This window comes from Streptomyces sp. NPDC048606, from assembly GCF_040650855.1.
In the GTDB taxonomy this organism is placed as follows: Bacteria; Actinomycetota; Actinomycetes; order Streptomycetales; family Streptomycetaceae; genus Streptomyces.
On the sequence record NZ_JBEZIB010000006.1, the window covers coordinates 98,571 to 113,210 of the forward strand.

General features: G+C 72.4%; 10 protein-coding genes and 1 pseudogene. 6 read left to right on the forward strand and 5 right to left on the reverse strand.

The features are described from left to right. Positions 1-59 precede the first annotated feature (59 nt). Positions 60-2,339 carry a heavy metal translocating P-type ATPase gene (locus AB0D01_RS08820; protein ID WP_363054379.1) on the forward strand — a complete coding sequence of 760 codons (2,280 nt, stop codon included), beginning with the start codon at positions 60-62 and terminating at the stop codon, positions 2,337-2,339. A 359-nt stretch (positions 2,340-2,698) separates the two neighbouring features. Here AB0D01_RS08820 and AB0D01_RS08825 read toward each other — a convergent pair whose 3' ends face one another. Then, complete coding sequence (locus tag AB0D01_RS08825; RefSeq protein WP_048479416.1) at positions 2,699-3,988, reverse strand: citrate synthase; 1,290 nt, start codon at positions 3,986-3,988, stop codon at positions 2,699-2,701. A gap of 182 nt (positions 3,989-4,170) precedes the next feature. Continuing rightward, positions 4,171-6,417, reverse strand: a complete 2,247-nt coding sequence (locus AB0D01_RS08830) for an ATP-dependent RecD-like DNA helicase (protein WP_363054380.1) — start codon at positions 6,415-6,417, stop codon at positions 4,171-4,173. Between the two features lie 356 nt (positions 6,418-6,773). Here AB0D01_RS08830 and AB0D01_RS08835 point away from each other — a divergent pair, with 356 nt between their 5' ends. Beyond that, the gene (locus tag AB0D01_RS08835; protein WP_363054381.1) at positions 6,774-7,334 is read left to right on the forward strand and encodes a DUF937 domain-containing protein; all 561 of its coding nucleotides are present in this window, start codon (positions 6,774-6,776) and stop codon (positions 7,332-7,334) included. A gap of 52 nt (positions 7,335-7,386) precedes the next feature. Continuing rightward, positions 7,387-7,890 (forward strand): annotated as a pseudogene (locus AB0D01_RS08840) (GNAT family N-acetyltransferase); the annotation flags it as partial. On the opposite strand, the gene AB0D01_RS08845 reads toward AB0D01_RS08840, so the two are convergent. Further along, positions 7,796-8,815, reverse strand: a complete 1,020-nt coding sequence (locus tag AB0D01_RS08845) for an EamA family transporter (RefSeq protein WP_363054382.1) — start codon at positions 8,813-8,815, stop codon at positions 7,796-7,798. The pseudogene AB0D01_RS08840 and the gene AB0D01_RS08845 sit on opposite strands and share 95 nt — an antisense overlap. A 109-nt stretch (positions 8,816-8,924) precedes the next feature. Between AB0D01_RS08845 and AB0D01_RS08850 the strand changes: the two genes are divergently transcribed. Together AB0D01_RS08850 and AB0D01_RS08855 are read left to right on the forward strand one after the other, a co-directional pair. Beyond that, a complete protein-coding gene (locus tag AB0D01_RS08850; protein ID WP_363054383.1) occupies positions 8,925-9,890 on the forward strand; it encodes a LysR substrate-binding domain-containing protein in 966 nt (321 codons plus the stop codon). A 10-nt stretch (positions 9,891-9,900) separates the two neighbouring features. Beyond that, a complete protein-coding gene (locus AB0D01_RS08855) occupies positions 9,901-11,733 on the forward strand; it encodes a glycoside hydrolase family 3 N-terminal domain-containing protein (RefSeq protein WP_363054384.1) in 1,833 nt (610 codons plus the stop codon). A gap of 112 nt (positions 11,734-11,845) precedes the next feature. On the opposite strand, the gene AB0D01_RS08860 is transcribed toward AB0D01_RS08855, so the two are convergent. Continuing rightward, complete coding sequence (locus AB0D01_RS08860) at positions 11,846-13,306, reverse strand: aminopeptidase (protein ID WP_363054385.1); 1,461 nt, start codon at positions 13,304-13,306, stop codon at positions 11,846-11,848. Positions 13,307-13,391: 85 nt separating this feature from the next. Then, positions 13,392-13,769, reverse strand: a complete 378-nt coding sequence (locus tag AB0D01_RS08865; RefSeq protein WP_363054386.1) for a hypothetical protein — start codon at positions 13,767-13,769, stop codon at positions 13,392-13,394. Between the two features lie 290 nt (positions 13,770-14,059). On the opposite strand from AB0D01_RS08865, the gene AB0D01_RS08870 reads away from it, so the two are divergent. Beyond that, a complete protein-coding gene (locus tag AB0D01_RS08870) occupies positions 14,060-14,614 on the forward strand; it encodes an EF-hand domain-containing protein (protein ID WP_363054387.1) in 555 nt (184 codons plus the stop codon). The last annotated feature ends 26 nt before the right edge of the window (positions 14,615-14,640 follow it).

Here is a 14,640-nt window from a genome sequence, read left to right on the forward strand (position 1 = left end):
CGTACCGGCCGGCTGATACCGGTTCCCGTACGACCCGGCCCTCCCCCTGGAGCCGGAACATGACCAGCACAAGCACCGTGCACGACGGACCCATAGCGGCGGTCGAACTCTCGATCGGCGGGATGACCTGCGCCTCCTGCGCGGCCCGCATCGAGAAGAAGCTCAACCGGATGGACGGGGTCACCGCGACGGTGAACTACGCCACCGAGAAGGCCCAGGTCTCCTACGGCGGCGACGTCCGGGTGGCCGACCTGATCGCGACCGTCGTGAAGACCGGCTACACCGCCGAGGAGCCGCCGCCCCCGCGGCCGGAGGCCGCCGCCCCGGCGGACCCGGACACGTCCGGCGCCGGGCCCGAGGCCGGGCGCGATCCCGTGCTCGCGGCGGCGCGGGAGCGCCTGCTGGTGTCCGCCGCCCTGTCCCTGCCCGTCGTCCTGCTCGCGATGGTCCCCGCCCTCCAGTTCGACAACTGGCAGTGGCTCTCGCTGACGCTGGCGGCCCCCGTCGTGGTCTGGGGCGCCCTCCCCTTCCACAAGGCCGCCTGGACCAACGCCCGACACGGCGCCGCGACCATGGACACGCTGGTCTCCGTGGGCACGCTGGCCGCCTTCGCCTGGTCCCTGTGGGCCCTGTTCTTCGGCCACGCGGGCATGCCCGGCATGCGCCACGGCTTCGACCTCACCATCAGCCGCACGGACGGCTCCTCCGCCATCTACCTGGAGGTCGCGGCGGGCGTCGTCACCTTCATCCTGCTCGGCCGCTACCTGGAGGCCCGCTCGAAGCGGAAGGCCGGGGCGGCCCTGAAGGCCCTGCTGGAACTGGGCGCCAAGGACGTCGCCGTCCTGCGCGACGGCAAGGAGGTGCGGATCCCCGTCTCCGCGCTCGCCGTCGGCGACCGGTTCGTCGTCCGCCCCGGGGAGAAGATCGCCACCGACGGCACCGTCGTCGAGGGCGGCTCCGCCGTGGACGCCTCCATGCTGACCGGCGAGTCCGTCCCGGTCGAGGTCTCCGTCGGGGACCCCGTCACCGGCGCCACCGTCAACACCTCCGGACGCCTGGTCGTCGAGGCCGGCCGGGTCGGCGCCGACACGCAACTCGCCCGCATGGCCCGGATGGTCGAGGACGCGCAGAACGGCAAGGCCGAGGTCCAGCGCCTCGCCGACCGGATCTCCGGGATCTTCGTCCCGATCGTGCTGCTGCTCGCGCTCGGCACCTGGGTCACCTGGCTGCTCGTCACCGAGGACCCCACCGCCGCCTTCACCGCCGCCGTGGCCGTCCTGATCATCGCCTGCCCCTGCGCCCTGGGCCTGGCCACGCCGACCGCGCTGATGGTCGGCACCGGCCGGGGCGCGCAGCTCGGCATCCTGATCAAGGGGCCCGAGGTGCTGGAGTCCACCCGCCGCGTGGACACCGTCGTCCTGGACAAGACCGGCACCGTCACCACCGGCCGGATGACCCTGTCGGGCGCGCACACCGCCGAGGGCGTGGACGAGAGGGAACTGCTGCGCCTGGCCGGCGCCCTGGAGCACGCCTCCGAGCACCCCATCGCCCGGGCCGTCGCGACCGGGGCGACCGAGGCCGCCGGGGAACTGCCCGTCCCCGAGTCGTTCGAGAACCTCGCCGGACTCGGAGTCCAGGGCGTGGTCGAGGGACACGCGGTCCTGGTGGGCCGCGAACGGCTGCTGGCCGACTGGGAGATCGCCCTGCCCGCCGCGCTCGTCGAGGCCAAGGCCGCCGCCGAGGCCGCCGGGGCCACGGCCGTGCTCGTCGCCTGGGACGGACGGGCCCGCGGGGTGCTGACGGTGGCCGACGCCGTCAAGGAGACCAGCGCCGAGGCCGTCGCACGGCTGCGCGAACTCGGCCTGACGCCGGTACTGCTGACGGGTGACAACCGGGCCGTGGCCGAGACGGTGGCCCGCGAGGTGGGCATCGACGAGGTCATCGCCGAGGTCCTCCCCGAGGACAAGGTGGACGTGGTCCGCCGACTCCAGGCCGAGGGCCGCACCGTCGCCATGGTCGGCGACGGGGTCAACGACGCCGCCGCGCTGGCCCAGGCCGACCTGGGCCTGGCCATGGGCACCGGCACCGACGCGGCCATCGAGGCCGGCGACCTGACCCTCGTACGGGGTGACCTGCGGGTCGCGGCCGACGCGATCCGGCTCTCCCGGCGCACCCTGGCCACCATCAAGGGCAACCTGTTCTGGGCCTTCGGATACAACCTGGCGGCCCTGCCGCTGGCCGCGGCGGGCCTGCTCAACCCCATGATCGCGGGCGCCGCGATGGCCTTCTCGTCGGTCTTCGTGGTGACGAACAGCCTGCGGTTGCGCTCGTTCCGATAGTGGCGCGCCTCCCCGGATCCTCCACACGTTCTTCACTGGAGACGCAGATCACAGTGATGACTACGTAACCATCCGGGGTCGTCATGGATCTAATAGGGCGATGCCAGAAACGTCCCGTGGATGTTTCGGGAGGTCTTGGGGGACGTCCCCGGCATCCGCCGGCCGGGACACGTGACCTCGGGAAGCCTTGAGCGGCCCTCCCGATCCGAACGGGTCCCGGCAGCACACCGACGCCCCGGCTCGGGTCCCGTGGGGGGAATCCGGCGCCGGGGAAAGGGAAGCGCCCCGACCGTCGACCCGTGGGGGGATCGACGGCGGGGCGCTTTTCCGTACGGGGCGACCGGCCGCGAGGCGAGCGGTCAGCGGGCCTCGACGGGGACGAAGTCGCGCAGGACCTCGCCGGTGTAGATCTGGCGCGGACGGCCGATGCGGGAGCCGGGCTCCTTGATCATCTCGTGCCACTGGGCGATCCAGCCGGGAAGGCGGCCGAGCGCGAAGAGCACGGTGAACATCTCGGTCGGGAAGCCCATGGCCCGGTAGATCAGACCGGTGTAGAAGTCCACGTTCGGGTAGAGGTTGCGCTCGACGAAGTACTCGTCGGCCAGCGCGTGCTCCTCCAGCTTGAGCGCGATGTCCAGCAGCTCGTCGCTCTTGCCGAGCGCCGAGAGGACGTCGTGGGCCGCCGCCTTGATGATCTTCGCCCGGGGGTCGAAGCTCTTGTAGACGCGGTGCCCGAAGCCCATGAGGCGGACGCCGTCTTCCTTGTTCTTCACCTTGCGGATGAAGGCGTCGACGTCGCCGCCGTCGTTCTTGATGCCTTCCAGCATCTCCAGGACGGACTGGTTGGCGCCACCGTGCAGCGGGCCCCACAGGGCCGAGATGCCGGCGGAGATCGAGGCGAACATGTTCGCCTGCGAGGAGCCGACCAGACGCACGGTGGAGGTCGAACAGTTCTGCTCGTGGTCCGCGTGCAGGATCAGCAGCTTGTCGAGGGCCGAGACCACGACCGGGTCCAGGTCGTACTCCTGCGCCGGCACCGAGAAGGTCATGCGCAGGAAGTTCTCGACGTAGCCGAGGTCGTTGCGCGGGTAGACCACCGGGTGACCGACGGACTTCTTGTACGCGTACGCCGCGATCGTCGGGAGCTTGGCCAGCAGGCGGATCGTCGAGAGGTGGCGCTGCTTCTCGTCGAACGGGTTGTGGCTGTCCTGGTAGAAGGTCGACAGCGCGCTGACCACGGAGGACAGCATGGCCATCGGGTGCGCGTCGCGCGGGAAGCCGTCGTAGAACCGCTTGACGTCCTCGTGCAGCAGCGTGTGCTGGGTGATCTCGTTGCGGAAGGACGCGAGCTGGTCGACGGTCGGCAGCTCACCGTTGATCAGCAGGTAGGCGACCTCGATGAAGGTCGAGCGCTCCGCCAGCTGCTCGATCGGGTAACCGCGGTAGCGCAGGATGCCCTGCTCGCCGTCGAGGTAGGTAATCGCGGACTTGTACGCGGCGGTGTTGCCGTAGCCGCTGTCCAAGGTGACGAGCCCGGTCTGGGCCCGAAGCTTCGAGATGTCGAAGCCCTGGTCACCGACGGTGCTTTCGACCACCGGGTAGGTGTATTCACCGTCCGCGTACCGGAGTACTACAGAGTTGTCGCTCACGTCATCCCTCACCGACGTAGTGCCTCTTCTTCGAGGTGCCCTGACTGCCTCTACCTTCCCCCATTTGGCGCAGGAGAGTGCACTCGGGGTCGGCCTTTGGTCTTTTTGACGGCACTGAGTGCCGTCAACCTGCTCATCCTGCCCCCTCCGCACGGTGGCGGGAACCCCAAATGATCGATCATCTAGGTGATGTTTCCCACCGGTATGCGACCGGACAACCTCGGGGCGACCGCCGTGTACCTCCTGCCTGCGGAAACGGTACGCACTGCCTGACCGAGCGCTTTTCTCGATCCGACCAGCACGACCAATTTCTTCGCCCTGGTCACGGCCGTGTAGAGCAGGTTTCGTTGGAGCATCCTCCAAGCGCTGGTCGTGACCGGGATCACGACGGCCGGATATTCACTCCCCTGGGAACGGTGGATGGTGACGGCGTACGCGTGGGCCAGCTCGTCGAGCTCGGAGAACTCGTAGGCGATGTCCTCGTCCTCCTCCGTACGCACCGTCAGCCGCTGTTCCTCCAGGTCGAGCCCGGTGACGACGCCGACGGTGCCGTTGAAGACCCCGCTCGCCCCCTTCTCGTAGTTGTTCCGGATCTGGGTGACCTTGTCGCCCACCCGGAAGACCCGGCCGCCGAACCGCTTCTCCGGCAGGTTCGGCCGGGCGGGGGTGATGGCCTGTTGCAGCAGCCCGTTGAGGTTCCCCGCGCCGGCGTGGCCCCCGTGCATGGGGGCGAGCACCTGGATGTCGCGGCGCGGGTCGAGGCCGAATCTGGCCGGAATCCGACGGGCGGCCACGTCCACGGCGAGCGCCCCGGCCGCCTCGGTGTCCTCCTCGGGGAAGAGGAAGAAGTCCGGCAGGCCGTCCGTCAGGGGTGTCAGCCCGGTGTTGATGCGGTGCGCGTTGGTGACCACGCCCGACTGCTGCGCCTGGCGGAAGATCCGGGTCAGCCGGACGGCCGGCACCGGACCGCCCTCGGCCAGCAGGTCCCGCAGCACCTCCCCGGCGCCCACCGACGGCAGCTGGTCCACATCGCCGACGAGCAGCAGGTGCGCCCCGGGGGCCACGGCCTTGACCAGCTTGTTCGCCAGCAGCAGGTCCAGCATCGACGCCTCGTCGACCACCACCAGGTCCGCGTCGAGGGGCCGGTCTCGGTCGTACGCCGCGTCCCCGCCGGGCTTGAGCTCCAACAGGCGGTGCACGGTGGAGGCCTCGGCGCCGGTCAGCTCGGACAGGCGCTTCGCCGCGCGGCCGGTGGGGGCGGCGAGCACCACCTTGGCCCGCTTGGCGCGGGCCAGCTCCACGATGGAGCGGACGGTGAAGGACTTGCCGCAGCCGGGCCCGCCCGTGAGGACGGCCACCCGCCGGGTGAGGGCGAGGCGGACGGCCTCGCGCTGCTCGGGCGCGAGCGTGGCCCCCGTACGTCCGGCCAGCCAGCCGAGGGCCTTGTCCCAGTCGACGTCCCGGAAGCCGGGCATCCGGTCCTCCTCCGTGTTCAGGAGCCGGCGGACCTGCCCGACCAGGGACAACTCCGCCCGGTGGAAGGGCACCAGGTACACGGCGGTGAGCGGGTCCGGGCCGCCCTGGGGGTCGGGCACCGATTCCCGGACGACGCCCTCCGGGTCGGCGGCGAGTTCGGCGAGGCAGTCGATGACGAGCCCGGTGTCCACCGCCAGGAGCTTGACCCCGTCGGCGATGAGCCGCTCCTCGGGCAGGAAGCAGTGGCCCTGGTCGGTGGATTGGGACAGGGCGTACTGGAGGCCGGCCTTGACCCGCTCGGGGCTGTCGTGCGGGATCCCGACGGACTGGGCGATGCGGTCGGCCGTGAGGAATCCGATGCCCCAGACGTCGGCCGCGAGGCGGTAGGGCTGGTTCCTGACGACGGAGATGGAGGCGTCGCCGTACTTCTTGTAGATGCGCACGGCGATGGAGGTGGAGACGCCGACGCCCTGGAGGAAGACCATGACCTCCTTGATGGCCTTCTGTTCGATCCAGGCGGCGCCGATCAGCTTCGAGCGCTTGGGTCCGAGCCCCGGCACCTCGATCAGCCGCTTCGGTTCGGTCTCGATGACGTCGAGGGTGTCGAGGCCGAAGTGCTCGACGATCCGGTCGGCGATCCGGGGGCCGATGCCCTTGATGAGGCCGGAGCCGAGGTAGCGGCGGATACCCTGGATGGTGGCGGGCAGCAGGGTGGAGTAGTTGTCCACGCTGAACTGCCTGCCGTACTGGGGGTGGGAGCCCCAGCGGCCCTCCATGCGCAGGGATTCGCCGGGCTGGGCGCCGAGCAGGGCGCCGACCACGGTCAGCAGGTCGCCCGCGCCCCGGCCGGTGTCGACGCGGGCGACCGTGTACCCGCTCTCCTCGTTGGCGTAGGTGATGCGCTCCAGCACCCCTTCGACCACTGCCGGTTGCACCGCCCCGCTGGTTGTCATGGCACGAAGCTACCGTCCGCCGCCGACACGGCACCGGGTCTGTGGACAACCGGGACGGACGACCGGCACCGACGACCGGCACGGACCACCGGGATCGGCGGCCCGCCGACCGGGCCGGGCCCGGACGAACCGAAGGGGGCCCGGCCTCACGGCCGGGCCCCCTCACGGTTACCCCTCCCACTGTCGGACTTCCCGATCCCCCCGGATCCCCTCCCGGAAGTCCCGACGCAACCTTTGACCCGCCACCCGCCCGGAGGGTTGCACGCACATCCGGAACTTTACTTTCCCATTACCCAACGGCCCTCCCGGCGTGGCACGAGATGCCGCGAAATCGCCGCACAAGTAGCGTTTCCGGCATGAGCGAATCTTCCTTCGAGGACGAGGTCCTGGGCGAACTCGGCGACGACAGGCTGAACGAGATCGCCGGTCTCCTCGGCACCGACGCGGGCGGCGCCCGCGAGGCGGTCACCGAGACCGTCGGGGCCATGACGGGCGACCTCCGGCAGAAGGCCGACGCGGACGACGACGACGGCGCGGAGGTGCGCCAGGCCTTCGCGGAGGTGGCGGCGACCGACGCCCCGCTCCAGGGCGTGGCCACCCTGGGCGGCCTGGGCGGCATGCTCGGCAGCGGCATGATGGCCGGGGTGCTCGCCAAGGTGAGCAGGCCCGTCGCCAACGCCGTGTCGAAGAAGACGGGCATCCCCGCCCCGACCGTCGCCCGCGTCATCGAGATGGTCATCCCGGTAGTGCTGGCCGTCCTCGCCAAGCGCGCCTCCGCCGGCAAGGGCGCCGCGGGCGGCTCCCCCACCGCGAGCGGCGCCACCGGCGGGCCGGGCGCGGCACCGGGCGCCGGCGGTACGGGCGCCGGCGGCCTCGGCGACCTGCTCGGCCAGATCCTCGGCGGCGGCGGGAAGTAGCCCGTTCGGGGGCCCGCCCGGCCGGCGGGCCCCCTACAGTGACCCCATGGCTGAGGACGTGCGGCTGCGGGACCCCCTCCCCGGTGACCTGGGGTGGATCGTGCAGCGCCACGGGGCGCTGTACGCCTCCGAGTACGGGTGGAACGCCGACTTCGAGGGGCTGGTGGCCCGGATCGTCGGGGACTGGGCCCAGGACCACGACCCCCACGTGGAGCGGGTGTGGATCGCCGAACTCGACGGCAGGCCCGTCGGGTCCGTGATGTGCGTGCGCGAGGACGGCACCCCCGGGACCGCCCGGCTGCGGCTCCTGCTCGTCGACCCGGCCGGCCGGGGCCGCGGCGTCGGCACGCTGCTGGTCGACACCGTGATCGCCTTCGCCCGCTCGGTGGGCTACCGCGATCTGGTGCTGTGGACCAACGACGTCCTCGTCGAGGCCCGTGCCCTCTACCTGCGAGCCGGGTTCACGCTGATCGCGCAGCGCCCGCACCGCTCGTACGGGGTGAGCCTGACGGGCCAGGACTGGCGGCTCCCGCTCCAGCCGGACTCCCCGGCCTGACCCCGGGGGCGACCGGGGCACCGGACACGTCGGAGGCGCCGGATCCCGCGGGCGCACCGGCGGCGGCGGTTCGGGCCGGGGCCCACGAGGTCAGCGCCACCCCGCCCACGAGCAGCACGGCCGCCACCCACCGCGCCCCGCTCACCCCCTCGCCGAGCACGAGCGCGGCCGAGGACATCCCGAAGACCGGCACCAGCAGCGAGAACGGGGCCACCGCGGAGGCCGGGTAGCGGCGCAGCAGGTACCCCCAGGCGCCGAAGCCGAAGACGGTGGACACCCAGGCGACGTAGGCGATGACGGCGACCCCGGACCAGTCCAGGGCGCGCAGCGCGGCGAGGTCCCGTTCGGGCCCCTCCAGCAGCAGGGACAGCCCGAAGAGGGGCAGGACCGGGACCGTGCACACCCACACCATGAAGTTCAGGGCGTCGGGCGGGGCGGCCTTGCGGGTCAGGACGTTGGACACGCCCCAGCAGGCGGCGGCCGCGACCACCAGCACGAAGCCGGTGACGGGCCCGGAGAGGCCCCGGTCGACGGCGGCCACCGCGATCCCGGCCAGCGCCACGGCCATGCCCAGCAGCCGGACCCGGCCCGGCCGTTCGCGCAGCAGCAGGGCGGCGAGGACGGCGGTGAAGACGGCCTGGACCTGGAGGACCAGGGAGGACAGGCCGGCCGGCATCCCGGCGGCCATGCCGGTGAACAGCAGCCCGAACTTGGCGATGCCGAGGGCGGCGCCGACCCCCAGGATCCACTTCCAGGCCACCTTGGGGCGGCCGACGAAGAACACGGCGGGCAGGGCGGCGACGAGGAAGCGCAGGGCGGACAGCAGCAGCGGCGGGAAGTGGTCGAGACCGATCTCGATGACGACGAAGTTGAAACCCCAGACGGCGGCGACGAGCACGGCGAGCGCGGTGTGTACGGGACGCATGCTCCGAGCATCGACGCCTCGACCATGTAGCACCAGCGCGGATCTCTTCCGGGATGGATGAAGAGATGCTTACGGATCCCGTCGGCGGACCCCGGCCTACGATGGGCGCATGCTCGACCTGTCCCGGCTGCGCGCCCTGTACGCCGTCTCCGTCCACGGCTCCATCGCGGGCGCGGCGGCCGCCCTCGGTTACACCCCCTCCGGGGTCTCGCAGCAGATCGCCAAACTGGAGCGGGAGACCCGTACGACGCTGCTGGAACGGCGCGGGCGCGGGGTCGCGCTGACCGACGAGGCCCGGGGGCTCGCCGACACCGCGCGGGAGCTGCTGGCGATCGTCGAGCGGGCCGAGACCACCCTGGAGGAGCGGCGCGGGCAGCCCGAGGGGCGGCTCACGGTGGCCGCCTTCGCCTCGGCCGCCCGGGGGCTGCTGCCGGCGGTGCTGGCCGACCTGGCCCGCCGGCACCCCGCGCTCGACGTACGGCTGACGGAGGTCGACCCCCACCTGTCGGTGGACCTGGTGGCCCGGGGCGTCACCGACCTGGCTGTGGCCCACGACTGGGACATCGCGCCGCTGCCCGCCCCCGAGGGCATGGAGCAGGCGTTGATCGGGGACGACCGGTGCGACCTGGTGGTCCCGGCCGGGCACCCCTTCGCCGCCCGGCGCGCGGTGCGGCGCTCGGACCTGGGGGGCCAGCGCTGGGTGTGCCAGCCGCCCGGCCGGGTCTGCCACGACTGGTTGGTGCGGACCCTGCGCACGGCCGGGTTCGAGCCGGACATCGCGCACATGGCCGAGGAGAACCACACCCTCGTCGCGCTGGTCGCGGCCGGACTCGGGGTCGCGGTCGTGCCCCGGCTGGGGACGGGCGCGCTGCCGCCGGGAGCGGTGGCCGTCCGCCTGGAGCCGGGCCCCGTACGGCGGTTGTACGCCCTGTGGCGGACGGGCGCGGCCCGCCGCCCCGCCATCACGGAGACGGTCCGGGCCCTGCGGGAGCACTGGCCGGCCGTGGCCGATACCGGCCCCCGTCCGGAGCAGGATCCGAGTGTCCCCCACCCGGCGGGCCCCGCCCCGCAGTAGGGTCCGGCGGGTGCCCTACCACGCCTCCCGCCGGGCCCTCCTCGCCGCCGCCGCAGCGGCCGCCGTGACCGCCGCCGGCGCCGCCGCCTCCGCCTCCGTGGATCCGCGCCGGGGCGCGGCCCCGGACGACCCCCGCTCCGCCGACCGGCCGCCGGGCGGGTACCCGGACCGGGCGCGGCTGCGGCGACTGGTCGCCTCGATGAGCCTGGACGAGCAGGTGGGGCAGCTGTTCGTGTCCCGGGTCTACGGGCATTCCGCGACCGATCCCGATCCCGAGGACGCCGAGCTGAACCGGAAGCACTTCGGGGTGCGCACGGCGGCCGAGGTGGTCGCCCGTCACCACCTCGGCGGGGTCGTCTACTTCACCTGGGCCCACAACACCCGCGCCCCGGAGCAGATCGCCGCCCTGTCGGACGGTCTCCAGCGGGCGGCTGCCGATTCGGGCGCCGGCGTCCCGCTGTTGCTCTCCGTGGACCAGGAGCACGGTGCGGTGGCCCGGATCGGGCGCCCCGCGACCCTGCTGCCGGGGGCGATGGCGCTGGGCGCGGGCGGTTCCGTCGCCGACGCCCGCCGGGCGGCCCGCGTCGCGGGGATCGAGCTCGCGGCGCTCGGCGTGCGGCAGGACTACGCCCCGGTGGCCGACGTCAACGTGAATCCGGCCAATCCGGTGATCGGCGTACGGTCCTTCGGCTCGGACCCGCGCGCGGTCGCGGAGCTGGCCGCCGCCCAGGTGCGGGGCTACCAGGCGGCGGGCGTGGCGGCGACGGCGAAGCACTTCCCGGGCCACGGCGACACCGAGACCGACAGCCACGTCGGCCTGCCGGTGATGCGACACACCCGGGAGCAGTGGGAGGAGCTGGACGAGCCGCCCTTCCGCGCGGCGGTGGAGGCGGGCGTGGACGCCGTGATGACGGCGCACATCGTCTTCCCCGCGCTCGACCCCTCGGGGGATCCCGCGACCCTCTCCCGGCCGATCGTCACCGGCATCCTGCGCGAACGCCTGGGTTTCCGGGGCGTGGTGGTCACCGACGCCCTCGACATGGCCGGGGTGCGCGAGAAGTACGGGGACGACCGGATCCCGGTCCTGGCCGTCAAGGCGGGCTGCGACCAACTCCTGAACGCCCCGGACCTCGCACTCGCCCGGCGGTCGGTGCTCGCGGCGGTGGAGTCGGGCGAGCTGACGCGGGAGCGGATCGCCGCATCGGTCCTGCGCATCCTCGAACTGAAGGCCCGGCGGGGTCTGTTCGACGACCCCTACACCTCGCCGGAGGAGGTCGCCTCGCAGGTCGGCGCGGCCGGGCACCTGAGCGCCGCCGACGAGATCGCCGCAGCCGGCACCACCCTGCTGGCCAACCCGCGCGCCCTGCTCCCGCTGGACGCGACGAAGGCGCCCCGGCTGCTGGTCACCGGCACGGATCCGGCCTCCCCGTCGGGTACCACCGGTCCCCCCACGACGGTCCTGGCCCGCGAGCTCACCGCCCTGGGCTGCCGGGCGACGGCCCTCCCGCCGGCCCGGGCGGTCGCGGCGGCGCCGGGGCACGCGGCGGTGCTCGTGTGCACGTACAACGTGCCCGAGGGCGACAGCCCGCAGCGGACGCTGGTGGCGGACCTGGTCGCGACGGGCGTGCCGGTGGTGCTGGTGGCCGTCCGCAACCCCTACGACCCGGCCCGGCTCCCGGCGTGCGCGGCGGAACTGGCCACGTACACCTGGACGGACGTGGAGATGCGGGCGGCGGCCCGGGTCCTCACCGGGGCGCGGCGGCCTACGGGCCGCCTGCCCGTACCGGTGCCGGGCCGCTACCCGCTGGGCCACGGGCTCTCGTACGGGGCGCCGACCCCGTAGGGCCTGTCGTCAAACTCCCGCCTGCCCGCCGGGCGACGACAGGAGTTCGACGACAGACCCTGGCGCACGGCGCCGCCGACCGGGCAGGCCGGCGGCGCCGTCGCCCCGGGCGCTACGGCCGCAGCTGCGGCTCGCGCTCCAGGTCGCGCTGGTCGAGCTGCGCGTCCGGTGCGGCCAGCGGCTGCGCCTTCGGCGTGCCGAGCGGGTTGAGCGCGGGCGCGACGCCGGCCCACTGGAGGATCCGCGCGGTGGCGAGGGTCTTCTCGCCCTCCTGGAGCTTGGAGACGTTCGCCCCGTGGTTGGCGCCCGGCGCGGTCATCACGTAGCTGTCGCGCGTCGTGTAACCGAGGCGGAACGGCTCCGCGCCCCACGGGTCGTTCTGCCCGTAGACGAAGAGCATCCGCTCGGCGTTGTTGCGCACCCAGGTGTCGACGTCCGCCATGGCCGCCGGCCGGAAGGTCATCGGGATGTCGCGGGGCACGAAGTTGCGCGGCGGCTGGTAGCCGTAGCGGCTCAGGCCCGCCAGGTGGGGCTGCTTGATGTCGGGCGAACCGAGCTGCGTGCCCGCCTGGTAGTAGTACGGGGTGTACGTCTCCAGGCCCTGGTCGGAGTAGGCCGAGAAGCCGGAGATCCCGTCGACCGTGTCCCAGATCTGCTGGTCGGTGGCGGTCTTGGCGTCCGGGATTGCGGCGCAGTCGGACAGCAGGCTGTACTGCCAGAACGCCCAGACGTAGTCCAGGACGACGGCCTCGTAGGCCTTGTCGAGGTTGCCGACGGTGTTGAACGTCCAGCCGTTCTCGGCGGCCGCGGCGGCGTACTTGGCCTCAAGCGGCTCGCGGCGCACGAGCGCCTCGCGCTGCACGGCGTTCAGCCGGTCGCGGCACTCCTTGGTGCCGACCTTGGCGAAGAACCGGTCGTAGGCCGAGTCCTCCTTGTTGACGACGTCGTTGGGGGCGACGTACGCGACGACGCCGTCCATGTCGTTGGGGTAGAAGCGCTCGTAGTAGGTCGCCGTCATGCCGCCCTTGCTGGCGCCGGTGGAGATCCAGTTCTTGGAGTAGATCTTCTTCAGGGCGGTGTGGATGCGGTGCTGGTCGCTGGCGGCCTGCCAGATGTCCAGCTTGGACCAGTCGGCCGGGTCGGGGCGCGACGGGTTGAAGAATCGATACTCCATGGACACCTGGTTGCCGTCGATGATGGTCGTCGGCTCCGAGCGGCGCGGGCTGGTGTTGACGTTGTAGCCCGAGGTGAAGAACACGGTGGGCCGCGAGACGTCCTTGTGCAGCAGGGTGATGCGCTGCTTGAAGGTGCCCTTCCACGGCTGCCGGTGGTCGATCGGCTGCTCGTAGTTCAATACGAAGAACCGGTAGCCGGGGTACGGCTTCTCCTCGATCAGGCTCATGCCCGGTATGGCGAGGACGCGGTCCTTGATGTCCGCGGCGGCGGTCTGCCCGGTGGTGGCCGAAGCCGCGCCCGGCTCCGCGGCGGTGGCCGTCTGAGCCGTGAAGCCGACTGTGCCCATGGTGGCGATCACCACCGTGAGCGGCAGCAGCCGGCCAAGCGTCTTGCGCATTCACCCTCCCCTTCAGTTCACTGCGGTCGCACGTGAACCTAGCCGGGTCAACACATGGCTGACCAGACCCAGTTGGGACGCGCCGTCAGCACAGGATCCAGCCGGACTCCACGGATCCGGACGCCACGCCGCCCCTTACATACACACACCGGTTGATCGCGCCGACGGTGACGGGGCCCGCGTAGCGGGTGAATTGCCCCGCATCGCCCACGGCGATTCCGCCACGCGGCTGGACGCTCACCGACATCGGGCGCCGCTCCCCGGGCCGCTCGGCCACCGCCGTCGCGCAGACCTGGGTGCGCGTCTTGTAGACCCGCACCTCACCGGTGGAGAACGGCAGCACCTTGACGAGCCGTCCGGCGCAGCCGCCGGTCGCCGCCTGGGCGGCGGGCGGCCCGAGGGGCCCTTGGCCGACGAGTCCGACGGCCGGCCAGATCACCGCCGCGAGCACGGCGAGGCGCACGGTCCGCCCCCGGCCCCGCCCCCGCCTCCCCCTGATCCCGCCGTACCGCCCCATGCTGACCCCCCGATCGGTCGTACGTAACACGCACGGACGTACGACGCCCGGAGCCCCCGGAAGGTTGCACGGCGGGGCCGCGCGCCGGACCCGGCGGTCGGCCATAGCTCGTACGAGTGCATCGGCAACTTCCCAGCCGCACAACGGGAGTTCGCGATCAACGGTGACATTACGCTAGGCGATCGAACGACCCCACAACGTAGCCGCTCCACCCATCGCCGGGAAAGGCATCCGCCATGACGAACGACCTGCTCGACCGCAAGCTGGAGCGCGCCTTCGCGCACTTGGACGCCGACAACAGCGGTGTCATCGACGAGCACGACATCATCGCGCTCGGCGCCCGCCTCCTGGCGGCCCTCGGCGAGCCGAAGGACTCCCCGAAGGCCCTCGCGGCCATCGACGGGCTCGTCGGCTTCTGGCACGAGCTGTTCACCGAGCTGGACCTGGACCGGGACGGCAAGGTCACGCCCGAGGAGTACTCCCTGGGCATGACCCGCCTCTACAAGGACGGCGGCGCGGCCTACGACCGCTCCTTCCGGCCGATGGCGCAGGCCCTGCTCACCGTCGTCGACACCAACGGCGACGGCCGCATCAGCCTGGAGGAGTTCCACACGGCGCAGACCGCCTTCGACACCCGGCTGGAGCCTGCGGCGGCCGAGGCCCTCTTCGCGCGGATCGACAGGAACCACGACGGCTTCCTGTCGGTGGACGAGCTCCTGGACGCGGTGCGCGAGTACTACACCGGTGACGACGAGGACGCCCCGGGGAACCTGCTCTTCGGCGAGCTCTGATCCCCCGGGGCGCCCCCGCGACCGGC

Coding starts and splice junctions, on each gene's coding strand:
- AB0D01_RS08820 (WP_363054379.1), top strand. CDS start 60: ATGACCAGCACAAGCACCGTGCACGACGGACCCATAGCGGCGGTCGAA.
- AB0D01_RS08830 (WP_363054380.1), bottom strand. CDS start 6,417: ATGACAACCAGCGGGGCGGTGCAACCGGCAGTGGTCGAAGGGGTGCTG.
- AB0D01_RS08835 (WP_363054381.1), top strand. CDS start 6,774: ATGAGCGAATCTTCCTTCGAGGACGAGGTCCTGGGCGAACTCGGCGAC.
- AB0D01_RS08845 (WP_363054382.1), bottom strand. CDS start 8,815: ATGCGTCCCGTACACACCGCGCTCGCCGTGCTCGTCGCCGCCGTCTGG.
- AB0D01_RS08850 (WP_363054383.1), top strand. CDS start 8,925: ATGCTCGACCTGTCCCGGCTGCGCGCCCTGTACGCCGTCTCCGTCCAC.
- AB0D01_RS08860 (WP_363054385.1), bottom strand. CDS start 13,306: ATGCGCAAGACGCTTGGCCGGCTGCTGCCGCTCACGGTGGTGATCGCC.
- AB0D01_RS08870 (WP_363054387.1), top strand. CDS start 14,060: ATGACGAACGACCTGCTCGACCGCAAGCTGGAGCGCGCCTTCGCGCAC.